The organism is Paenibacillus sp. TCA20 (assembly GCF_000732325.1).
GTDB classification, from domain to species: domain Bacteria; phylum Bacillota; class Bacilli; order Paenibacillales; family Paenibacillaceae; genus Paenibacillus; species Paenibacillus urinalis.
Window position 1 is genome coordinate 253,915 of the sequence record NZ_BBIW01000001.1, and the last position, 22,779, is coordinate 276,693.

The 22,779-nt window shown below is 44.7% G+C and carries 21 protein-coding genes and 1 pseudogene; 1 reads left to right on the forward strand and 21 read right to left on the reverse strand.

All coding sequences use genetic code 11. From position 1 onward, the window contains the following. Positions 1–12 precede the first annotated feature (12 nt). The 17 genes and pseudogenes from fliJ to TCA2_RS01230 all read right to left on the reverse strand — a co-directional run bounded on the left by fliJ (position 13) and on the right by TCA2_RS01230 (position 17,768). Positions 13–456 (reverse strand): flagellar export protein FliJ, encoded by a 444-nt coding sequence (gene fliJ, locus TCA2_RS01150; RefSeq protein WP_047909720.1) that lies wholly within the window; start codon positions 454–456, stop codon positions 13–15. An 11-nt stretch (positions 457–467) separates the two neighbouring features. Beyond that, complete coding sequence (fliI, locus tag TCA2_RS01155) at positions 468–1,787, reverse strand: flagellar protein export ATPase FliI (RefSeq protein ID WP_047909721.1); 1,320 nt, start codon at positions 1,785–1,787, stop codon at positions 468–470. Next, a complete protein-coding gene (locus TCA2_RS01160; RefSeq protein WP_047909722.1) occupies positions 1,774–2,628 on the reverse strand; it encodes a FliH/SctL family protein in 855 nt (284 codons plus the stop codon). The genes fliI and TCA2_RS01160 overlap by 14 nt, the downstream gene beginning before the upstream one ends. Further along, positions 2,621–3,634 carry a flagellar motor switch protein FliG gene (gene fliG / locus TCA2_RS01165; protein ID WP_047909723.1) on the reverse strand — a complete coding sequence of 338 codons (1,014 nt, stop codon included), beginning with the start codon at positions 3,632–3,634 and terminating at the stop codon, positions 2,621–2,623. Before fliG ends, TCA2_RS01160 begins: the two co-directional genes overlap by 8 nt. A gap of 11 nt (positions 3,635–3,645) precedes the next feature. Next, a pseudogene (gene fliF, locus TCA2_RS01170) lies at positions 3,646–5,231 on the reverse strand (flagellar basal-body MS-ring/collar protein FliF). 37 nt (positions 5,232–5,268) lie between these two features. After that, positions 5,269–5,574, reverse strand: coding sequence for a flagellar hook-basal body complex protein FliE (gene fliE, locus TCA2_RS01175; protein ID WP_274520925.1), 306 nt, complete (start codon positions 5,572–5,574; stop codon positions 5,269–5,271). 60 nt (positions 5,575–5,634) lie between these two features. Continuing rightward, the gene (gene flgC / locus TCA2_RS01180) at positions 5,635–6,084 is read right to left on the reverse strand and encodes a flagellar basal body rod protein FlgC (RefSeq protein WP_047909725.1); all 450 of its coding nucleotides are present in this window, start codon (positions 6,082–6,084) and stop codon (positions 5,635–5,637) included. A 7-nt stretch (positions 6,085–6,091) separates the two neighbouring features. Next, a complete protein-coding gene (flgB, locus tag TCA2_RS01185) occupies positions 6,092–6,496 on the reverse strand; it encodes a flagellar basal body rod protein FlgB (RefSeq protein WP_047910201.1) in 405 nt (134 codons plus the stop codon). Between the two features lie 500 nt (positions 6,497–6,996). Continuing rightward, positions 6,997–8,391, reverse strand: coding sequence for an ATP-dependent protease ATPase subunit HslU (gene hslU / locus TCA2_RS01190; RefSeq protein WP_047909726.1), 1,395 nt, complete (start codon positions 8,389–8,391; stop codon positions 6,997–6,999). A gap of 40 nt (positions 8,392–8,431) precedes the next feature. After that, positions 8,432–8,974 (reverse strand): ATP-dependent protease subunit HslV, encoded by a 543-nt coding sequence (hslV, locus tag TCA2_RS01195; RefSeq protein ID WP_047909727.1) that lies wholly within the window; start codon positions 8,972–8,974, stop codon positions 8,432–8,434. 81 nt (positions 8,975–9,055) lie between these two features. Beyond that, entirely contained in the window at positions 9,056–10,387 is a 1,332-nt protein-coding gene (gene trmFO / locus TCA2_RS01200) for an FADH(2)-oxidizing methylenetetrahydrofolate--tRNA-(uracil(54)-C(5))-methyltransferase TrmFO (protein WP_047909728.1), read from the reverse strand. A gap of 99 nt (positions 10,388–10,486) precedes the next feature. Beyond that, a complete protein-coding gene (topA, locus tag TCA2_RS01205; protein WP_047909729.1) occupies positions 10,487–12,586 on the reverse strand; it encodes a type I DNA topoisomerase in 2,100 nt (699 codons plus the stop codon). Between the two features lie 73 nt (positions 12,587–12,659). Then, complete coding sequence (dprA, locus tag TCA2_RS01210; protein WP_047909730.1) at positions 12,660–13,769, reverse strand: DNA-processing protein DprA; 1,110 nt, start codon at positions 13,767–13,769, stop codon at positions 12,660–12,662. Positions 13,770–13,934: 165 nt separating this feature from the next. Then, positions 13,935–14,864, reverse strand: a complete 930-nt coding sequence (gene sucD, locus TCA2_RS01215; protein WP_047909731.1) for a succinate--CoA ligase subunit alpha — start codon at positions 14,862–14,864, stop codon at positions 13,935–13,937. A gap of 61 nt (positions 14,865–14,925) precedes the next feature. Beyond that, positions 14,926–16,086, reverse strand: a complete 1,161-nt coding sequence (gene sucC / locus TCA2_RS01220; protein ID WP_047909732.1) for an ADP-forming succinate--CoA ligase subunit beta — start codon at positions 16,084–16,086, stop codon at positions 14,926–14,928. 267 nt (positions 16,087–16,353) lie between these two features. Next, positions 16,354–16,812 (reverse strand): MarR family winged helix-turn-helix transcriptional regulator, encoded by a 459-nt coding sequence (locus TCA2_RS01225; RefSeq protein ID WP_047909733.1) that lies wholly within the window; start codon positions 16,810–16,812, stop codon positions 16,354–16,356. A 557-nt stretch (positions 16,813–17,369) separates the two neighbouring features. After that, positions 17,370–17,768 (reverse strand): YobA family protein, encoded by a 399-nt coding sequence (locus tag TCA2_RS01230; protein ID WP_047909734.1) that lies wholly within the window; start codon positions 17,766–17,768, stop codon positions 17,370–17,372. Between the two features lie 890 nt (positions 17,769–18,658). Between TCA2_RS01230 and TCA2_RS01240 the strand changes: the two genes are divergently transcribed. Beyond that, on the forward strand, positions 18,659–20,239 hold the full coding sequence (locus tag TCA2_RS01240) for a YifB family Mg chelatase-like AAA ATPase (protein WP_047909736.1): 1,581 nt from the start codon (positions 18,659–18,661) through the stop codon (positions 20,237–20,239). Between the two features lie 226 nt (positions 20,240–20,465). Here TCA2_RS01240 and TCA2_RS01245 read toward each other — a convergent pair whose 3' ends face one another. The 4 genes from TCA2_RS01245 to TCA2_RS01260 form a co-directional block, all read right to left on the reverse strand. Next, entirely contained in the window at positions 20,466–21,044 is a 579-nt protein-coding gene (locus TCA2_RS01245) for a hypothetical protein (protein WP_047909737.1), read from the reverse strand. 50 nt (positions 21,045–21,094) lie between these two features. Then, the gene (locus TCA2_RS01250; protein ID WP_047909738.1) at positions 21,095–21,346 is read right to left on the reverse strand and encodes a hypothetical protein; all 252 of its coding nucleotides are present in this window, start codon (positions 21,344–21,346) and stop codon (positions 21,095–21,097) included. A gap of 141 nt (positions 21,347–21,487) precedes the next feature. Then, complete coding sequence (locus tag TCA2_RS01255) at positions 21,488–22,042, reverse strand: nitroreductase (protein ID WP_047909739.1); 555 nt, start codon at positions 22,040–22,042, stop codon at positions 21,488–21,490. A gap of 319 nt (positions 22,043–22,361) precedes the next feature. Continuing rightward, positions 22,362–22,778: a YraN family protein gene (locus TCA2_RS01260; protein ID WP_047909740.1), complete on the reverse strand. Its 417-nt coding sequence runs from the start codon at positions 22,776–22,778 to the stop codon at positions 22,362–22,364. Position 22,779: the final 1 nt, after the last annotated feature.

Below are 22,779 nucleotides of genomic sequence, written 5' to 3' on the forward strand. Positions count from 1 at the left end.
ACGTCACTGTCATTAACGTGCTTTGACTGCAAAGCGCACCGTTGCCATTTCATCCAGTTCATTTTGTTCCCGAAGGAGCATTTCCTGTTGAAAATGCATTTTCGCTTTTTCTCTTGCTTCCATCCAAACCTTCTCGTCCAGCATCTTGTCATTCAGAAAATCCTGATTCTTCTTCACGTTCACTTGTGCATAAGCCACATCGTTGTTCTTACGGCTGATACATTCATCCAGATAATGAATATATCGGTTCATTTCCTGAAGATTCGCAGCGGATAATGACTGCTGAGATGACGATGAGATGCCCTGGAGCATATTTTCTTTATCTTGAACCAGCTCCATAAGATGCTGCTCCTCTGATTTCAGCTTGCCAATTGCGGAGGACAGCAGCCATTCAGCTTGTGTTTTTTCAGTGGATTTAAGATCGACAACCTTCTGAAAATGATACGTGAATCTCATAACTTACTTGTTCATCTCCTCGAAAATTCTGTAATCAATCTCTGCATAACCTCGTCCAAATTCGTCTTCTCATCTACTTTTTGCCGAGTGAAATCCCAAATATCTCCGATTCGGTCGATAGACTCGTCAATTTCCACATTAGAGCCTTTTTGATAAGCTCCTATGTTGATTAGATCCTCCGAGTTCTTGAACACGGACATCAGTCTTTTTATATTCTCGGCAGCCTCAATCTGATCGCGTGGGGCAATGTCCTTCATCACCCGGCTTATACTTGCCAGCACATCAATGGCTGGAAAATGACCCTTGTTTGCAATGCCCCGATTGAGCACGATGTGTCCATCGAGTATTCCCCTGACGGCATCGGCAATCGGTTCGTTCATATCGTCACCATCTACCAGCACGGTATAAAAAGCAGTGATCGAGCCCGTTGGTCCTGTACCCGCTCTTTCCAGCAATTTAGGGAGACTCGCGAATACAGACGGAGTATAACCTCTCATAGCGGGCGGTTCCCCAACGGCTAGACCAACCTCCCGCTGGGCCATCGCATATCTCGTGACAGAGTCCATCATCAACATCACGTTCATGCCTCGATCTCGAAAGTACTCTGCAATGGTTGTCGCTATGAGCGCACCCTTAATTCTCACCAGTGCAGGCTGATCCGAGGTCGCAACGATGACGACAGAGCGTTCTAAGCCTTCCGGTCCCAAGTCCCGTTCAATGAAGTCGAGCACCTCACGGCCGCGTTCTCCAATCAGTGCGATGACATTCACATCGGCTGATGTATTCCTTGCGATCATCCCCATGAGCGTGCTTTTCCCTACCCCGGATCCGGCAAAAATACCTACACGCTGGCCTTTGCCAATCGTAAGCAGGCCGTCGATGGCCCGAACACCAATGCTTATCGGCTCCTGCACTCTGGGCCTGTTGAGCGGATTAATAGGCGTACTAGAGGTGGAGTAATGCTGCATTCTCGCAAGTATTAACGATCCATCCAGCGGCTGACCTAATCCATCCAGTACTTTTCCTAACAGCTCAGAACCCACCTGTACATTCAGCGGCTTCCCCGTCCCTACGACATCACATCCAGGACCGATAGATTGCAAATCTCCAAGCGGCATCAGCAGCACTTTGTTGTCTCTAAACCCGACAACCTCAGCCTTCAAAGGTGCCGATGACTGGCTGGGATAGATGAGGCATACATCCCCTATGCTGGCGTCTGGACCTTCCGACTCCACCATCAGCCCGATCACCTGCGTTACTTTTCCATTAATACGAATCGGGTCCAAATGTTTGAGCTGATCTATATATCTGTGTGAGCTAAGCACCTTCATACTGTCCTCGCTCCTCCTGATCAAGTGCGACTCGGATCAATTCCTTCTTGATCTCTGTCAATTGGGTATCTATTCTTGCATCGACACTCCCGTATGCCGAACGGATAACACAGCCTCGATCCTTGACAGAAGCGTCAGGCAATATTTTCAGCTCGGCTTGAGAATCAATCGCGAAGGACAATTCCTCTCTCGCTGCTTGAACAAAGGAGAACTGGGATGGAGCGACACATAGAGTAATGACCCCTTGCTCTCGTTTCCGAGATAGATTCTTCTTGATCAGATCGAGCATGAGATCCGTATCCTCAGTCAGCTGTCTGTCAATGATTTTCTCCGCGATTGCACTGCTGAGCTCAACGAGGAAGGGCTCTGCTTCCTGTATGATCTGCTCCTTCGCTTGGTATGCTTCATTCAGCACTGCCTGAGCTTCAAGCATCTTAATCTCCACTTGCTCCTGAAGCTCCTTCTGTGCTTTGTCACACCCTTCGTCATATCCCTGTTTAAAACCCTCAGAGCGCAGCGCCTCAACCAAATGCTCATCCTGTAATCTTTTTTCTTCCCACCAGGCCTCGATCTGAGCTCTGCTCTCCTGCAGTATCCGTTCCGCTTCTTCTGCCGCTTCACGAATCTGTCTTTCTGCAAATTCTTTCGCATTATGAAGCATTTCTTCTTTTAGTTTCAGAGTCTCCTCATCAACACTCGGCTGTTGACCGATATTAGAAGTAACATCCAAATTGTCCGTAATTTGTTCCTCCTGCTGCTTATCGCCATACTCATGAACAGATCTCAGCTGTTTGTGAGTATCCACCGGGACGTATTGGAAGGACTTGATCAAATTAGACAACGATATCATCTCCTCCGCCGCGAGCTATAATAATCTCACCGGCTTCTTCCAGTCTTCTGATCGTTGCTACAATTCGAGTCTGTGCTTCTTCCACATCACGAAGCCTTACAGGACCCATGTACTCCATCTCTTCCTTGAACGTTTCGGACATGCGTTTCGACATGTTCGTGAATATCGCCTGACGCACTTCTTCACTCGCCACTTTAAGTGCAAGCTGCAGATCAGCATTGTCGATATCACGGATAATGCGCTGAATTGAACGGTTATCCACATTCACAATGTCTTCAAATACAAACATCCGTTTCTTAATTTCTTCTGCAAGCTCTGGATCTTGAATTTCGAGAGAATCGAGAATCGTACGCTCTGTTCCCCGATCGACACCATTTAGAATCTGAACAATGGATTCAATACCGCCGGCATTCGTGTAATCCTGTGTCACGGTTGCAGACAGCTTCTGTTCCAGAACCCGTTCAACCTGTGAAATGACTTCAGGTGAAGTGCTGTCCATAACGGCAACACGTCTTGCAACATCTGCCTGCTTGTCCTGCGGAAGCGAGGACAGGATAGCTGCTGCCTGCTCAAATTGCAGATAGGACAGTACTAGCGCAATGGTTTGCGGACTCTCGTTCTGAATGAAGTTAAGAATTTGATTCGGATCCGCTTTACGAGCAAAATCAAACGGTCTGACCTGAAGTGTAGCGGTTAGACGATTGATAACCTCGAGCGCTTTTTGCGATCCAAGCGCTTTTTCCAGTATCTCTTTGGCATAATTGATCCCGCCCTGAGAGATATATTCCTGTGCCAGGCAAATTTGATGAAACTCGGACATAATCAATTCCTTTTCTCCCGAATCCACCTTACGAACATTGGCAATTTCCAGCGTCAATTGTTCGATCTCTTCATCTCTCAAATGCTTGAAGATTTGCGCAGACACTTCCGGTCCTAATGTTATAAGCAATATGGCCGCTTTCTGCCGGCCTGTTAATCCGTTCCCCTGCTTAACCAACTCGTTCACCTCTATTCATCAGCTAGCCATGTACGAAGCAGGTTAACAAATTCATCTGGTTTCTTCTTGGCGAGTGTTTCCAGCTGTTTGCGCACTTGGCTTTCATTCGTGACTGTTTCCAGATTAATGGACGGGAACTCTGTAGGAACCTGGAGCGGAATATCTTCTTCGAACTCTTCTTCCTTGTTGCGCCGTCTTCTGTATATTAAATATCCACCGCCAGCGAGCAGTAATGCAGCGGCTGCAGCCAGACCCCAGATCATGCCTGATGTGAGCTGAATTCCGGTTTGTTCCGCTTCTTGCACTTGTGCTGGTTTCTCAGTGACAGATACTCTCTGAGTCACTTGGTCTTCAGTGTATTCAACCCCTGAGTTCGACAATGAGGATCTGACAATATTTTTAAGCACCTCTCTGATCTGTTCCGTGGTGTCTGATGTTCCATCGTCTTGATCATCATTTGGACTACCAGGTGATTCAACTGCTACATTAATGGTTAAATCTTTAACAACGTATGGACTTTGCACGATCTCTTTGGCAATACGGTTTACTTCGTAATTGATGACAGAAGAACTGTCTTCACCGCTTGAAGTGGAAGCATCAGCTGCCGGGTAATTAACAACATCTTCTTCTCCGGTGCCTGCAACTCCGCCATCAGCAGCACTGCCGCCAGTATAACTGCTTTGAATATCCTGAACGCTGATTTCGATTCCCCTCATATTTTCTTCATCCACAGGAGTAACGAGATTTTGCGTTTCATTGACTTTGTCAAAGTTCAGGTTAGAAGTTACAAGCACGTCAACATTGCTGCTGCCTGTAATACCCGTCAAAAATTCTCTGACTGTTTTCTCAATGTCTTCTTCATATTGCTTCTGCAGCTGCATGTTCTCCTGTACTTCACCGAGAACACTACCACCACCGCGCTCCGTAGGAACGAGCTCCTCGCCTTGATCTGTTGAAATCGTAATATTCTCAATGGGCAGATGTGGCACAGCTGTTTTCAGCAAATTGAAATATCCGTCAACGGCCGCCTGCGAAGGCTGATACCCTGGTTGAAATTTAAGCACCGCTGACGCGGATGCACTGTCCTGAGCTGATGATGCAAACAGGCTTTCTTTGGGAAGGTTAACTAGGACTTTAGCCTCAGATATCCCCTGCATACCTAATAGCATCTGCTCGATTTCACCATTAAAAGCATTGGCATACTTCACTTGGAATTCTTTGTCCGTCATACCCATTGCTGACGAGCCCTGCTCAAAGATGTCATATCCGATCGATCCATTCTGAATCAAGCCTTGAGAGCCGACATCGACCTTTACACGAGCCGCTTGGGTACTTGGGATCGAAATTTCAGAGCCATCTGCGTTCAATTGAAAAGGAATATTGCCTGATTCTAAATAGCTGATTACTCCAGCAGAATCTACGGCATCCAGCCCCGTAAACGCAACCTCATATTCCGTCTTGGAGAACTGCATCGTCAGAACCACAATGGCAATGATCAGGAATAAGACGGTAGAAATTAACATTATTTTTGTTTTTTCGTAAATTTATTCCAATACGCGGATACCTTGTCCTTATATTGGGCAATTCTTTCGTTCACTGTGTCACCTCATCCGAAACTTTGCTATAAACATTAACTACATTTGGATCCGCATGATTTCCTGGTAGGCCTCGATTACCTTGTTTCGAACTTGGGTTGTCAGTTGCAGACTAAGGAGAGCCTGCTGTGATGCGACCATAACCTGATCAACATTTACGTTGCCAAGTACAAACTCAGTTGACATTTCGCTTGCATGTTTTTCTTGATCTGCCACTTGAGTGATTGCATCTTCAAGGTAGGAAGAGAATTGATTGATGGTTTCTGTTGGGGTTGACTTGCCCTGTGTCATGGTAACATTAGGGGTTTGTATAGCTGATGCTTTAAACATCGTATTTTCGATCACGATTTTCCCTCCCATTATCTTCACGATTATGTATCTACATCATTTTGCTCTAGCTTATTTCTAACGTCCGATCTCCAGTGCTTTCATCACCATTGCTTTAGAAGCATTTAGTGCAGTAACGTTTGCTTCGTAGGATCTGGATGCACCTATTAAATCTACCATTTCTTTGGTTGTATCCACGTTAGGCATGTACACGTACCCTTCTGCATTTGCATCCGGATGTGTCGGATTGTATACCGGCTTCAGTGGTGCCGTGTCCTCTTCTATCGCCGCTACTTTGACTCCCTGCGCCACATTTCCACCTTGCATTTCATTATCTATCATCTGTTTGAAGCTGGGCTGATTTGATTCCAGGACGACCATTTTCCGCTTATATGGAACGGCTTCCCCATTCTCGATCCTTGCTCTCGTCGTCTCACTGTTCGCAATGTTGGAGGAAATAACATCCATGCGAAGCCGCTGAGCCGTTAGTGCAGATGCACTGATATCAAAGCTCTTACTGATGTTCACTTATGATCTATCTCCCTTCGGTTGCAGTGCGCATAATCTTGATATGTTCATTTACCAGTTGAATATAAGAGTTATACCGCAGCTGATTCTCCGCCAAAAGGCTCATTTCCTTATCCACGTCAACATTGTTGTCATTATTACTCATTGCTGTACTGTTATCGGTTGTTGTGACAGCTGCTGGAATGGAAGAACTAGGACCAATGGGTATGTGTCTCTCATTCGTACGTCTTCCAGTTAAAGTAGGTGTTCCCTGCATTTCCTGTTCAAGCAGTTGCTCAAAGTGAACCTCTGAACGTTTGAAATACGGCGTGTCACTATTCGCTATATTATTAGTAATCGCAAGTTGTCTGACGTTAGCAGCATCAACCCCTGCCTGCAATGTTCGAAAGCTTACATCATTCAGAAGATTAATCCTCATTCTCTCCCTTCCAGAATCTTTAAACTATTACCATCTGAAAAATGAGACCTAGTTCAAATTATTTCGACAAATAAATCTGAACTTCTCTCTTTTCCTAGGTCTTTAGTAGAAATAATAAGTTATTTGTCGTATATTCTAAGTTTCTTAGAGTTGGGCATTTATTACAATAAGAAAAAAGCCCTATCTTTTGCCAAAAACAAGGACTTAATATGTATAATTTTCAAAATATGTACATTCTCATGAAAATATAGTCCCATTCATAGCTCTATATTTTCATAAAATATTCTTAATTTCAGATAGGTCGATCTTAAGACTTCACTAATATCGACATGATACTTTAGGAGGAAAAAGCGCGACAAACCGCATTTATTGTCATATTTGACTTGGGGACTGGCCGGTTTTTTACCATAAAGCAAGTATAGAATTGCACTAAGATGAAAATGCGCACAAAAAAAGACTCTTCACAGAGAAAATCTCTATAAAGAGTCTTATTTCTACAAAATATACTGGCTTAGATCACGGTCTTTCGCAATTCCACCTAGCTTCTCTCTTACATATTCCGGTGTGATCGTCATTTTATCTAAGGTCAGCTCCGGCGCTTCAAAGGACAGATCCTCCAGCAGCTTCTCCAAAATTGTATGTAGACGACGAGCACCAATATTCTCCGTATTCAGGTTGACGGATTCTGCGATGTTCGCGATCTCCCGAATGGCTTCTGGAGAGAATTCAATCTCGATGTCCTCGGTCTTTAGCAGATCAACATATTGTTTGGTCAGCGCATTTTTCGGTTCCGTCAAGATAGATACAAAATCATCCAAGGATAGACTGCTGAGTTCAACCCGAATAGGGAATCGCCCTTGAAGCTCTGGAATGAGATCTGACGGCTTCGACACATGGAAAGCACCTGCAGCTATAAACAGGATATAGTCCGTCTTTACAGGCCCGTATTTGGTCATTACGGTCGATCCTTCGACGATAGGAAGAATATCCCTCTGAACACCCTCACGGGACACATCCGGCCCTGATCCTTGTCCACGGCTTGCTACCTTATCGATCTCGTCTATAAAAATAATGCCGGACTGCTCTGCACGCCGAATCGACTCCTGTGTTACATCATCCATATCGATCAGCTTGCCTGCTTCTTCCTGAATAAGTACTTTACGTGCTTCCTTGATGGGAAGCTTGCGTTTCTTAGTACGTTTCGGGAGGAAGTTGCCAAACATCTCCTGCATATTCATGCCCATTTGATCATTGCCTTGGCCTGCAAACATATCAAACATGTTAGGTGCATTATCCTCAATATCAATTTCGATCGTATCATTCTCAAGCTGACCGGCCAGCAGTTCAAATTTCACTTTACGTCTGCGTTCATTGACAGAGGCATCTTGTGCCGGATCTTCCTCTTGCTGTGGCTGCTGATGATTGCCAAACAGCATTTCGAAAGGATTTTTTTGATTCTTCGATTTGTTAGCCGACGGGACAAGGATTTGCACAATACGCTCATTCGCATTTTCCTCAGCCTTGTCTTTGACCTTTTCCGTCTTCTCCAATTTGACAATCCGGATCGAAGTTTCAATTAAGTCACGAACCATCGATTCGACGTCACGTCCGACATAACCAACCTCGGTGAATTTAGTTGCTTCCACTTTTACAAATGGAGCACCGACCAGCTTGGCAAGCCGTCTAGCGATCTCCGTCTTACCTACCCCTGTCGGTCCAATCATCAGTATATTCTTAGGTACAATTTCATCCTGGGCATCTTCCGGCAGCCTGCTTCGACGATATCTGTTACGGAGGGCAACAGCGACGGACTTCTTGGCCTGCTTCTGACCAACGATGTACTTATCCAGCTCAGCGACAATTTGTCTGGGAGTAAAAGCTTCGTTCATGATTTACATACCTCCTTTTATTCCTGTTCCTATTCAGAGTTTACAGTTCTTCAACGATAATATTACTGTTCGTAAACACACAAATCTCGGAAGCTACAACCAAAGCCTCACGAGCCATATCCTTTGCTTCAAGCTCACCCGGATGCCGCTTCAGAGCTCTTGCAGCTGCAAGAGCATAGTTGCCGCCTGAACCGATGGCCAAAATATCATCATCAGGCTCAATAATCTCCCCGCCTCCAGATATCAGCAGCATGCCTGTTTTGTCCATCACGATCATTAATGCCTCCAGCTTACGCAGCACACGATCCTGACGCCAATCCTTGGCGAGTTCTACCGCAGCTCTTTGCAGATTGCCATGATGTTCCTCAAGCTTGCCTTCAAATTTCTCAAACAGAGTGATGGCATCCGCTACAGAACCAGCAAAGCCTGCAACAACCTGTCCGCGGTACAATCTCCGAACCTTCTTCGCCGTATTTTTCATTACCACGCTTTGCCCCATTGTAACCTGTCCATCACCTGCGATGGCCGCCTTGCCATGATGACGCACAGCACAGATCGTCGTCGCATGAAATGTAGTTTCCATAAATGCTACCTCCCTTGATTCGTATATGGTAAAAACCCGGCACGTCGCTGAGAGACTTACCGGGCTTTCCTCAAGATGTCGCTATTGCACTGTGGAGAGACCTTGCTCTTGCTTGAAACGTCTTATGCTGTCTAACGCACGATTCGCCAGCGCCTCATTTTTTTCCTTCTTATTCCGAATTTTTTGCTCCAGCTTCGGCAATAGGCCAAAGTTGGCGTTCATTGGCTGGAAGTGTTTGAAATCAGCCGTCGTAATATAGTTCGCCATACTTCCTAGCGTACTGTCTACAGGCAGCGTCGTCAGATCTTTGCCCAGTGCCAGATTCGCAGCATTCATACCCGCGATCAGTCCGGAGGCAGCAGACTCTACATAGCCCTCTACACCTGTCATTTGACCAGCAAAGAACAGGTTACTCCGATTCTTAAACTGATACGTAGGCTCAAGTAATTTGGGAGAGTTAATAAAGGTATTACGATGCATAACCCCATAACGCACAAATTCTGCATTCTCAAGACCTGGGATCATACCGAATACACGCTTCTGCTCTCCCCATTTCAGATGAGTTTGGAAGCCTACCAGATTATACAGCGTTCCTGCCGCGTTATCCTGACGCAGCTGGACAACGGCATAAGGCAGCTCTCCAGTATGCGGGTTAACTAGACCGACTGGCTTCATCGGCCCGAATAGCGCCGTCTGTTTGCCGCGCTTCATCATAACCTCAATCGGCATGCAGCCCTCAAAGTAGATTTCCTTCTCAAACTCTTTAAGCTCAGCAACCTCAGCTGCGATCAGAGCATCGTAGAAACGATCAAACTCTTCTTCATTCATGGGGCAATTGAGATAAGCCGCTTCTCCCTTATCATAACGTGATGCCAGATAGACTTTGTTCATATCAATGGATTCTTTCTCTACAATCGGTGCTGCCGCATCGTAGAAATAGAAGTATTCTTCACCCATCAGATCTTTAATCTGTGAGGACAATGCAGGCGAAGTCAGAGGACCTGTTGCAATAACGACAATGCCATCCGTCGGAATCTCCTGAATCTCCTCATTCACTACCGTAATAAGCGGATGCTCATGCAGTGTATTCGTGATCTCACCGGAAAATCCATCCCGATCAACCGCCAGTGCTCCACCAGCAGGAACTGCGTTACGATCGGCGGAGCCGATCACCAGTGAATCCAACATACGCATCTCTTCTTTTAATACACCTACAGCATTCGTCAGGCCATTTGCTCGAAGTGAGTTACTGCACACCAGCTCAGCAAATTTATTCGTATGATGAGCTGGCGTTTTTACGACCGGTCTCATTTCATACAGCTTTACCGGTACCCCTCTTTGTGCAATCTGCCAAGCAGCTTCACTTCCTGCCAGTCCTGCACCAATTACTGTTACTTGTTGTTTCTCGTTCATATTTACCCCCTCGCTGCATGTATCCAGTACTCTATAGCAAGAATCCTGGATACAGAAAGCTGCAGCCCGTACTACCGGTTAATCCATTATTTTTATGATTTAAATTTCGACCGCTTCGTCCGCTTCCTCGACCGGTTCTGTATGATCGCAAGAAGTACACTGCAGTCTTGTTCCTTGCTTGTTTCGCTTCTCTACCATCAATGAATCACATTTAGGACAAGGCTTAGGTGACGGCTTATCCCAGGAGACAAAATCACATTCAGGATATCGGTCACAGCCGTAGAAAATCCGTCCTTTTTTACTGCGGCGCTCGACGACCTGTCCTTCCTTACACGTCGGGCAGGTTACCCCGATATTTTTAATAATCGGCTTGGTATTGCGGCAATCCGGGAATCCAGAGCATGCCAAAAACTTACCGAATCGGCCAAATTTATATACCATCGGTTTACCGCATTTCTCACAGATCTCATCGGAGACCTCATCCTGGATTTCGATCTCACTCATTTCTTCTTCTGCGACATGCAGGCGCTTCTCAAAGGATTTATAGAACTCAGCCAATATTTTAACCCAGTCCTCAGATCCTTCTTCAACATGGTCCAAATCCTCTTCCATATGCGCGGTAAACTCAACATCGACAATTTCAGGGAAAAATTGCTCCATCTGCTCGTTAATAAGCTCACCAAGCTCTGTCGGAATAAATTTCTTCTCTTCTATTGCGACATAACCACGTTTCTGAATCGTCTCCAGCGTTGGAGCATACGTACTCGGTCTTCCGATGCCCAGCTCTTCCATTGTCTTGACGAGTCTTGCTTCAGTATATCGTGGCGGCGGCTGTGTAAAGTGCTGCTTCGGCTCAATTTCTTTATGAATAAGCTTATCCCCGCTCTTCAGTGGAGGCAGCAGCTTCTCTTCATCCGTTGTACCATCATCGTTACCTTCGACATACACCTTCATGAAGCCATGAAAGCGGACCTTGGAGCCTGTAGCACGAAAAGAAGCGTCTCCTGCTGCGATATCAACAGACAGGGTATCAAGAATAGCTGAGGCCATCTGACTCGCCACATATCGTTCCCATATCAGCTTGTATAGACGGAATTGATCACGACTTGTAAATGCTTTCACTGAATCCGGATCTCTCAATACGGAGGTTGGCCGAATCGCCTCATGCGCTTCCTGCGCATTCGCATTTTTCTTAGTATATTGTCGGAATGATTCCGGAACGAAGGATTCGCCGTACTTACCCGTAATATATTCTTTGGCTTCTTCCTGAGCAGACTGTGCAATACGCGTAGAGTCCGTTCTCATATAAGTGATCAAACCAACTGTGCCTTCCTTGCCGAGCTCGACTCCTTCATATAGCTGCTGAGCTACAGACATCGTCTTCGCTGCACGGAAATTCAATTTACGAGCCGCTTCCTGCTGTAAAGAACTTGTTGTAAAAGGAGCCGAAGGATTGCGCGTCCGCTCTTTCTCTTTGACCTCTGTTACGACATAATCCTTATCTTCAATTTCTTTAAGTATTTCTTTCACTTGCTCTTCATTACTGAGCTCCGTCTTCTCTCCGCGAAGCTGATGGAATTTTGCCTCAAACGGACTTCCGTCAGCTTCTAGTCTCGCCGTAATGCTCCAATATTCTTCCGGAACAAATTCGTTAATTTCGTCCTCACGATCCAGAATAATTTTGACAGCTACAGACTGAACTCGACCGGCAGATAGACCCTTCTTCACCTTTTTCCATAAAAGTGGACTGATCTTGTAGCCTACAAGCCGGTCCAAAATACGTCTAGCCTGCTGTGCGTTCACAAGATCCATGTTGATCTTGCGAGGCGTCTTGAAGGCATCCTTGACTGCTTGCTTCGTTATCTCATTAAATACGACCCGGCAGCTCTCGGTTTGGTCAAGCTCCAGAGCATGAGCCAAATGCCAAGCAATGGCTTCTCCCTCACGATCGGGGTCAGCTGCCAGATATACTTTTTTCACTTTTTTAGATGCGTCCTTAAGTTCTTTTAGCACAGAACCTTTTCCGCGGATTGTAATATATTTAGGATTAAAATCGTTCTCCACTTCTACGCCGGTCTGACTCTTCGGCAAATCGCGGACATGACCCATCGACGCTTTGACAATATACTTGCTGCCCAAATATTTACCAATTGTCTTTGCTTTCGATGGGGACTCCACGATGACAAGTGAATCCGCCATAGGTTCATCCTCCTCTCACAATATAGCCCTACATGTCACCTATGGCGGATGTAATTTAAAACGCCACAGGAATCTATATTAACTTATATATAGCACCAGGTAATTGCATGATTTGCTTTTTTATGATTAAAGATAACAGAACTGAATGCAAATGTCCAAAATCGAATGGGAGTTTGCCCACCAGTTCATCCAAAGTCAGTGGACCTGCCTCCAGCAAATCATATATCATTTGTTCCTCGGAACTCAAGCCTGGCATCATCTTCATAGCTGATTCGCTTCCCGTAGCAGCGATCCTCTCCTCGGTTCTCGGCTTAATTAGATGTGCGTATTCTTCATTAATATCCTCTGCGCAAGTAACCAGCTTGGCGCCTTGTTTGATCAGATTCAGTGTTCCCTGGCTCTTGGGTGAAGTAATCATACCCGGCACAGCAAACACATCTCTTCCCGCCTCAAGTGCAGCATCTGCCGTAATTAAGGAACCGCTCCGAATATCCGCTTCTACAACCAGCGTTCCATAGGTAAGTCCGGCAATAATTCGATTTCGTTGTGGAAAGAGCCCGGGACGAGGCTGCATATGGAGCGGATACTCGCTGACAAGCAAGCCTTGATTCTCTATTTGATTCGCGAGTGTATGATTCTCTGTCGGATAGATATGGGAGAAGCCTCCCCCTAATACAGCAATGGTCGTTCCTCCTGCCTTCAGGGCTGCTTCATGGCAGATACTGTCTATTCCTCGGGCAAGACCACTAACAATCGTGTAACCTGCATTGGAGAGCTCTGAAGCTAGAATCTCCCCTACCTTTTTGCCATAGCCTGAAGGCACCCGGGTTCCTACCATGGCAATCGAAGGATGATGCAGTAAGCTCACATTACCTTTTAGATATAGCACCAGAGGAGGGTCTGGCGTTTCCTTCATGAAAACAGGATAATCCTCATCCAGATAAGTTACAAATTGGGTACGTCCCTTCGATAAGGCATGAATTCTCTCCTCAATCCATACTTCAGAGAAGCGCTCGGTTATTTTGAGGGCCTGGTCTTTCGTCATTCCAGTCTGAATCCAGTCCTGAGTTTCGTATTTTAGCATGTCCTTATGTAAATTTCCACTTGAGAGCAGCTTATTTATCGTCTTTCTTCCAATCCCATCGATTTCATGCAGCCCAAGTAATAAATATCTAGATTCCAATAGACTAAACCTCCCGATTCATTAAACGAATGAGTAATTTTGTTATAAAAAGACAAAAAGCAACCCTTCTGTCGTCATTCGACAAAAAGGTTGCTTACCTTGATTCTGCAATATGCACCTTCCACTATTACAGCTATTATAATAGAAGGAAAATTATTTTAACAATTAGTGAGTCGTGCAGAGATTGAGAATACCGCGCTCTTCCAATACACTAACCAGCGTAGAGCCCATCTCCGAAGGTGTAGGAGCGACGCGGATTCCGCAGGCTTCGAGAGTCTCGATTTTTTCCTTCGCTGTTCCTTTGCCACCCGAAATAATCGCTCCTGCATGTCCCATCCGTTTACCTGGAGGTGCAGTCACACCGCCGATGAAGCCCACTACAGGTTTTGTCATATTATCGCGAATCCACTCTGCCGCTTCTTCCTCAGCCGTACCGCCAATCTCACCAATCATGATAACGGCATGTGTATCTGGATCCTCATTGAAACGAGAGAGAATGTCAATAAATTCAGAGCCCTTGACAGGGTCTCCACCGATACCAACCGCGGAGGATTGTCCGATACCGCGTGTAGTCAGCTGATGAACCGCCTCATAGGTTAACGTACCACTACGAGATACAACGCCAACATGACCCGGCATATGGATGTATCCTGGCATGATACCAATCTTGCACTCTCCCGGTGTAATGACACCTGGACAGTTAGGCCCGATCAGGACGGTCTTCTTGCCCTCCATATAACGGGAGACCTTAACCATATCAAGTACCGGAATACCCTCTGTAATACAAATAACGAGATCTAATTCCGCATCAACAGCTTCCATGATGGAATCTGCTGCAAAAGCCGGGGGAACATAAATAACACTTGCTGTAGCTCCGGTCGCTTCCTTAGCTTCTACCACGGTATTATAAACAGGCAGGCTAACGACATTGCCGTTCTCCAGTGTAATGTCAACGTTCGTACCACCCTTACCAGGAGTTACGCCGCCTACCATCTGAGTGCCGTAATCCAGCGCACCCTTAGCATGGAATTTGGCCGTGGCACCTGTGATTCCTTGTGTAATCACTTTTGTATCTTTATTTACCAAAATACTCACGATCGTTCACATCCCCTACGGTTATTTTTCAAATATTCGGGCAGCCCCGAAAAGGAATGAATTATTTAACGAGGGCAACGATTTTTTGTGCACCGTCTGCCATCGAATCCGCCGCTACGATGTTAAGACCGGATTCGGATAATATTTTTTTGCCGAGCTCGACGTTGGTTCCTTCAAGTCTAACGACAAGAGGTTTAGTGAGGCCAAGCTGCTTAGCTGCTTCAACAACGCCATCCGCAATAACATCACAGCGCATGATACCGCCAAAGATGTTAACGAAGATGCCTTCAACCTTAGCATCAGACAGAATGATCTTGAATGCTTCAGTTACTTTCTCGGTTGTAGCACCGCCCCCAACGTCAAGGAAGTTGGCCGGGTCGCCGCCGTAATACTTGATGATATCCATCGTTGCCATCGCAAGACCTGCACCGTTAACCATACAGCCGATGTTACCATCAAGCGCTATGTAGCTCAGGTCGAACTTCGATGCTTCGATCTCTTTCTCATCTTCTTCGTCTAGATCACGCAAAGCTTGAATGTCCTTGTGACGATATAAAGCATTGGAATCAAAATTGAGCTTCGCATCCAGCGCCATCACGTTGCCATCACCTGTAACAACGAGCGGATTGATCTCGGCAATAGAGCAGTCTTTATCAACGAATGCTTCATACAGCGCGAGCATGAACTTCACCGCTTTATTGACCAATTCACCTGGAATGTTAATTGCATAAGCTAGTCTCCGCGCCTGGAATACCTGGAAGCCAACCGCAGGATCAATAACTTCTTTGAAAATCTTCTCTGGTGTTGCTGCCGCTACCTCTTCGATCTCGGTACCGCCTTCTTCAGAAGCCATCATGACAACTCGTCCGGTTCCGCGGTCTACGACAACACCTACGTAATACTCCTTGCGAATATCGCATCCTTCTTCGATAAGAAGACGTTTTACTTCTTTACCTTCAGGACCCGTTTGATGAGTGACCAGCACTTTACCGAGAATTTCGGAAGCATATGCGCGTACTTCATCTGAATTTTTGGCTACTTTTACGCCGCCTGCTTTACCGCGTCCACCTGCGTGGATTTGCGCTTTTACTACAGTCACCTGGCTTCCCAGCGACTCTGCGGCCTCTACCGCTTCCTCTACCGTGTAAGCTACTTTCCCGTTCGGAACGGTAACTCCGTACTGTTTCAGCACTTCTTTTCCTTGATATTCATGGATATTCATTCTCGAATCCTCCTATCAACATGACTGCAACAAGGCGGGTTAAATGACATGTTTCCTTATAAACCCACATCATTGTAACATGTTTTTAAAACGCTTACCTTAAAAATTCATCTCCGAACGAGTGTATTTTGATATCGGTATCATTCCAAATATCGAATACTTGGCAATAATTGTAAACAAAAAACCTTCGTGATTAAAAGATTCTTTTAACCAGAAGGCTATTATTCAAAACCACTATATTCAGTTCGCCTGCTTATTCATATTCAGCTACTGCTGTTTGCTCTCCACGTTTGCATCGTGAACTTTGGCCAACAGACCTTTAAATTGATTAAGCATTACGGTAAACTGCTCATCATCATCGCTCGTTCCTGAGCGCATCGCCAGTGGAATATGGAGCGCTTCATCATGAAGCTTCGCACCTTCCTCTGTCAACGTAATCATAACCTTTCGCTCGTCGTTAGCAGAACGCTCCCTATTGATAAGACCCGCAGACTGCATTCGCTTCAGCAGCGGAGTCAGCGTGCCTGAGTCCAGGTACAGCTTCTCTCCGATATCCTTAACCGTGCATTCCTTATGCTCCCATAGCACCATGAGCACCAGATACTGCGAGTAAGTCACGCCAAGCTTGTCGAGAAAGGGCTGATACAGCTTCGTAATCTCTCTAGAGCATGCATATATAGCAAAGCAAAGCTGGTTCTCCAGCTTCAATTCTTCATGAATCGACATAGTACCTCCACCCGCCAATCAGATTATGTTCTAAACAAGTTGTCTTCAATGCTACTTTAGCAGGATCATTCACATTTTCTTCTTATTTTAGCACAGCAATCATAAAAATCTACATTTAATTTATAAAAATTATTTACAAATTTATTTTATAATGATAAATTTAATTGTACACAATATATATTTACGGCATTCATACATTATCGTCACTGTGTTCTTATGACTCGTTATTCATCCGTATATACAATTCTCTTGCAGACTACAGGTTATTCATTAGTAATATCAAGCTTGGTACATTTGTAGTGATGTTTCCATTACCCTATAAATTGTTGTATGCTGCTGAGAATTTTTATATAGATTATATAGATGTAGTTTCTTGGACATCCAGAATGACTTGAAAATGAGGAAGCACCTCTTCGCGCCCATACTCTCAAGAACTACGAGAGCAGCGTAGAATAGGTGCTTTCTTTTTTTGTATGGATAGATACGCCGTATTTGCAGAGAGGCAAAATTACAAATATATTCAGATCATTGATCTGGACTCTTTGTGTATGCTTACTTTATTCAACTAACTCTATTTGCTTAGCAGCTGCTTGTGCGGGAAAAGAAGTGTTTACTCCTCCATCTATTATAACTCTCACTTTTTCACCGATACTAAAGTCATTCACTCTATCATCGTCAATGGTAATCCAAATCGCATTGGGGTCAGCAATTTTTAAAATTTCTTCAACGGACTGCTGATTTATATCAAATTCTAATTCATCTAAACCCTCAACAACAAGCAGACGCTCTTTTTCTTTGTCAATGATGTATCCTGTGATAAAGTTTTCATTGGGATGATTACCGGCCTGCTCTTTGGTTGACCCAGCATCATTTCCTGCATTGCTCGGTCCCTCATTAAGCGAACACCCGCTTAATATTTGAGCTAATAGTATTAAAATAACAGTTAGCTTCTTCAAGTTTCAATCCTCCCGCCTTCTTTGTCTATCTAATCTGACGAACTTAAAGTGTTCCAGACAATCTGGTCAGAATGTTCTGCGATCAAATCATCAGAACGGGATGCATGCCAGAAATAAATAAAAGTCACCAAAAATGGCAACTTGTCAAGCAGCTAAATAAGCTAATTCAAATTATTATAAGAATAGGGAATGTGACAAAATATCAATTTTAAAAATTCTTATTATAAGTTCATATGCCATGTATATGAATAAAATCCCATGTAATAAGTATAACTGTATTCCCGTCCGTTCAACAAAATGTTTTAAATATTTGCCAAGGGTATCATCAAATCTTATGCAAAATAGATATACCAAATATACCAAGAACTGAGTAATAAATGTACGACCATTAAAAATAAGTTCCAGAAATTCTTTTATTGCATTGGTCTCAGCTAGTGCAAAATAAGTAGTAAATAAAAGAAAAAAGAAATTGGTGTAATGATCAGAGAAAATCTGTTTCAATTCATCTAATTTCTGGTTGATTAATGACATTTAAGTTAACCTCTCCAGCTCAATGATGATCTGCTCCGTCAGTTTAACAATCCTACTCTTGTATTTTTTCACAATTATACTACGAAATTTTACTTTCATGTAAATTTGTAGTCAATTCTAATCATTTGTATTTATATAACATGGCAAGCTTGACATTGTTAAGCACTCTTATATACAATTCTTTTAAATTACAGATTCAAATATTTAGAGGCCAATTAAATTAAAGCTCTGTAATCTTTCATCTTATGGATCGATTGATGCAAATCCATATATACTATGAAAATAAGGAAGCACCTTTTTTCACGTTCATTACGTCCATGATTTGTTCTGAGACGAATACGTAAAAGGGGTGCTTTTTGGTGTACGGAAAATTATACGGTGCGTGCTTATACGGCATAGATGGAGTATTAATTGAGGTGGAAACCGATCTGTCGAACGGACTGCCTCAGACATCGATCATCGGTCTTCCGGATTCGGCTATCCGAGAAGCGGTGGAGCGTGTTCGCGCAGCGATTAAGAACTGTGGCTTTCAGTATCCAATGCAGCGGGTCACGATCAATCTGGCGCCAGCTGATCTGAAGAAGGAGGGGTCCTCTTTCGACTTGGCCATTGCCCTCGCCATTCTGTCGACTAGTGAGCAGCTGCTCCTTCCTCCTGACAAAAAAACGCTCTTCCTCGGCGAGCTTGCGCTGGACGGGAGTCTGAGGCCGGTACCTGGTGTACTTAGTATGGTGGATCTAGCCCGCAGGCAGGGTTTTGATTCCGTCATTCTGCCTCATGAGAACGCTACGGAAGGGGCGATTATTGGTGGAATTGAAGTATTTGGCCTCTCTCATTTGAAAGAGATCATTCCGGACAAACCCACTTCACCAGACGGAAGAGTTGTGATAGAAAACTACAACCATCTGATTAGTCATCGTCCGGCTATCGTGACTGCTCATCAAGTCAATCCCCTTCTTCCTGAAGATTATCTGGATGTTCTCGGGCAGCAGCATGTCAAGCGGGCGCTAACCATTGCCGCAGCCGGTATGCATAACATTCTGCTCGTAGGACCACCTGGTACGGGGAAAACGATGCTGATCAAACGACTTCCGACCATTCTCCCCCCGCTGTCTGAATCGGAGGCACTGGAAGTCACCAAAATATTAAGTGCTTCAGGAAAGCTTAAAGAAGGAGTTAGCGGGCTTGCAACGAGACGGCCCTTCCGTTCCCCTCATCATACGATCTCTGCCGGTGGACTGATTGGGGGTGGAACTGTTCCGAAGCCCGGAGAAGTTAGCCTTGCTCATAGAGGAATCTTATTTCTTGACGAGCTGCCGGAATTCAGCAGACAAGTCCTGGAGGTGCTGAGACAACCTTTGGAGGATCGCCAGGTTACGGTTAGTCGTGCACGAGCCGCCTTTACCTTCCCTGCTCATTTTATGCTCTCTGCATCGATGAATCCGTGTCCATGTGGATTTGCTGGAGGTGATCCTCAGCTGCAGCGCTGTACCTGCAGTCCTGCCAAGGTTGCTAGTTACCGTGCGAAAATATCCGGTCCCTTAATTGACCGTATTGATCTACAGGTTGAGGTTCCGAGGCCTAAGGAAGGATTAGAGGCTACGCTGACTTCCTCTTCGGAAACGATGCTTCAAATGGTTCTCTCCGCTCATAAAATTCAAGCTTCACGCTACAGGCATCACCCTATTTCCTGGAACAGTGAACTGTCCGGGAGGCTCCTGAGGCGTTATGTTAACCTGGAGCCAGATGCATCTGAAATGCTGGTTCAAACAATTGATGCCCTCGGACTCAGTATGAGATCCTATGATCGGATCCTGAAGATGGCAAGAACTATCGCTGATTTGGAAGGACAGGATTTAATTCAGATCGAACATGTTGCTGAAGCGATACAATATCGTAACCTGGATTTAAAATCTGTGGCGATGCCCGAGTATGATTAAGACTCTTAAGTGATTAGTCTTGCCTTTGAAATGGGACTGAAAACTTCAATTTTATAATAGAAGCAGGAGTGAGGATAAGTTCGTGTTCAATTGTTACCTGAACGGAATTGGAGTGAAGATTCAATAGAAAGTCTCTGAGTTACATAATTGGCATATTGATTTCGAACTGACGAACTGAATGCTAGATACATCATGATACGAACAACCTACGTTCAACCATAATCAATCAGTAACCATATCTTCTCGCCTTAGATAACATTCTTGCTGCATGGTCTAGATCATAATTATTCTCAAGCCAATCGACATCGACGTATTCCATACTTCCGAATCGCGCTTTATAGAAGGCCAGCCTCCGAATGGGATACGGCTCTCCTTCAATCTTGTTTAAAAGATAATATCCAAGCAGCTCTGCAGCTTCCTTCCAGGCATAGCCGGCCTTTTTACTCGTCTTCATCTCATATAAGGTACCGTCGACAATGACATCAGCTTGAGCACCGCCTACCAGACGGCGTCTGTGATCAAAGGCCGGATAGTATACTGTCTGGCCTTGTATCGTGGTGAAATGCTTCTTAAAAATCTCAATTAAACGAAGCAAATCCTCCATCACATCTGACGTAGGGAGACTTGTAAATTGTTTGACGAATTGTTCTGTACTGGTATAGGTAGACCTGACGCCTACTCGATATATCGTATCTAGCTTGCTGCACATAAATGCTCCTGCGATCAGCTCAGCTGGATCCATCTGTTCCCCGTGAATGAAGCTCGTCCATTTTGATTTAAAATCGGCATACAGCTCATTCAGCACGACTATCTCAGGAACATCCTCGAAAAATTCATTTATGACTTCATGTCCTTTTACAATATAGGGATTAAACGCTGCATCAGAGAATCTCCATTCTCTCTCGCAATCATGGCGCAGGCCAGATATTGAAATGAATTTCGAATAAGGCCCGAGACGTAACTAGTGAACTGGGCTTCAGCCAATATGTTTTTATTTTTGAATGGGGCTGCCGCTGTGTTGGAATAAAATTCACCTGCCAGAGGTGTCACTTCTCGAATCGCTTTTTGCAAAGTAGAATTGGTATTCAATAACGAAGCCAAGCTCATAGATAAATCACCCTATCATGAAATGAATGGACTAGTACCATCCATTATAAATTTCATAAGACGAATTTACAAAAACCAAAAAAGCTCTTTCTGATCCGATCAGAAGAGCTTCGTCTTATCATGGCTTTATCTTACTATAGCTTACTCAAAAACCGTTAATTTGTCTGCTGCAGCCGTGCGTTCTTGCGGCTTCGGCACCACATCGGGGTACCCCACATAGATCATGCCAAGAATTTTTTCGCCGGGAACAATATTCAGAGTTTCTCTGAATTTAGGTCCGTACAGAAACGGCTTGGTTACCCAGAAGGTCCCGATCTCTTCACCCCATGCTGCGAGCATGAAATTTTGTATAAGTGCGCTGGTTGCGGCAAAATCCTCATCCCAAATTGCTTGGCGTGGATCTTCCTTCATGACGACCAGCAGCGTTGTTGGATTCGTAAGCACGGCATTGACAAATTTATTATCCTCGCCCATTTCATTCGATACCGCCTCAGCCAACTTCTGGCGACCTTCGCCCGTAAATAATAGAAATCTCCAAGGCTCACGAAGCTTATGATTCGGTGCCCACACCGCTGTATCCAGCAGCTCGGTAATTTTCTCAACCGGCACTGCCTCCTGCTTAAATTTCTTGATCGTCCGTCGTTCGCGAATGACATCCTTCACATGGACAGATGAAGCTATTTGTGATTCATTCATGTTATATAATCCTCCTTAACAGGTATGAAGTTGTTTTCTTCTCACAGATAATGATAATCTTTATCATTTAGATACTGGTGTTAGCATACCTCGGTTCTTCATCTAAAGTCAAATGATTACCCTAATGAGCTACCCTAGGAGTTCTACAACAAGCCTGCTCTTGCTCTAATAAAACAGAATATGATCGGTCATATCCCAACATTCGTGCGGCATCCCTTAAAGCACTTGTCATCATGTTAAATGATTGTAACAAACATCATCCAACCGTTCGAGCTGCACTTAAGAATTTCTGAATAAGTTGTTAGCTCCAACGATTGGATTAGAATGCATTCATAATGTGATCGATATGTAACGGTTCCTCTGTCCAGTCTGCTGGATTCAGCAGAACGCCTATGACATCAAAGCGAATTAGACTATTGTATAATTTGCGTTCTTGAATATATACAGCTGCGGTACGGCGTACCTGAGCTATTTTTCGTGGATTGACCGATTCCAGATGAGTTCCGAAGCGATCCAGGCTAGTCCTGCTTCTAACTTCTGCAAAAATGGTGGTTTCGCCCTTCTGAGCTATAATATCGAGCTCACCGCTCTTACATCTCCAGTTCGTATTCATAATGTTGTATCCCTGCTGCTTAAGATACTGAACTGCCGCCTGTTCCCCGGCTCCACCTTTCTCTTTGCGAGAATCTTTTCTCTTCCTCGGTGCAGCCGGTTTGGAATTATTATCGTCCTTCATG

Excerpts from the sequence above, each read along its gene's own strand:
- fliJ (WP_047909720.1), bottom strand. The coding sequence starts at position 456 with ATGAGATTCACGTATCATTTTCAGAAGGTTGTCGATCTTAAATCCACT.
- fliI (WP_047909721.1), bottom strand. The coding sequence starts at position 1,787 with ATGAAGGTGCTTAGCTCACACAGATATATAGATCAGCTCAAACATTTG.
- hslU (WP_047909726.1), bottom strand. The coding sequence starts at position 8,391 with ATGAACGAAGCTTTTACTCCCAGACAAATTGTCGCTGAGCTGGATAAG.
- hslV (WP_047909727.1), bottom strand. The coding sequence starts at position 8,974 with ATGGAAACTACATTTCATGCGACGACGATCTGTGCTGTGCGTCATCAT.
- trmFO (WP_047909728.1), bottom strand. The coding sequence starts at position 10,387 with ATGAACGAGAAACAACAAGTAACAGTAATTGGTGCAGGACTGGCAGGA.
- topA (WP_047909729.1), bottom strand. The coding sequence starts at position 12,586 with ATGGCGGATTCACTTGTCATCGTGGAGTCCCCATCGAAAGCAAAGACA.
- sucC (WP_047909732.1), bottom strand. The coding sequence starts at position 16,086 with ATGAATATCCATGAATATCAAGGAAAAGAAGTGCTGAAACAGTACGGA.
- TCA2_RS01225 (WP_047909733.1), bottom strand. The coding sequence starts at position 16,812 with ATGTCGATTCATGAAGAATTGAAGCTGGAGAACCAGCTTTGCTTTGCT.
- TCA2_RS01250 (WP_047909738.1), bottom strand. The coding sequence starts at position 21,346 with ATGAGCTTGGCTTCGTTATTGAATACCAATTCTACTTTGCAAAAAGCG.
- TCA2_RS01255 (WP_047909739.1), bottom strand. The coding sequence starts at position 22,042 with ATGAATGAATCACAAATAGCTTCATCTGTCCATGTGAAGGATGTCATT.
- TCA2_RS01260 (WP_047909740.1), bottom strand. The coding sequence starts at position 22,778 with ATGAAGGACGATAATAATTCCAAACCGGCTGCACCGAGGAAGAGAAAA.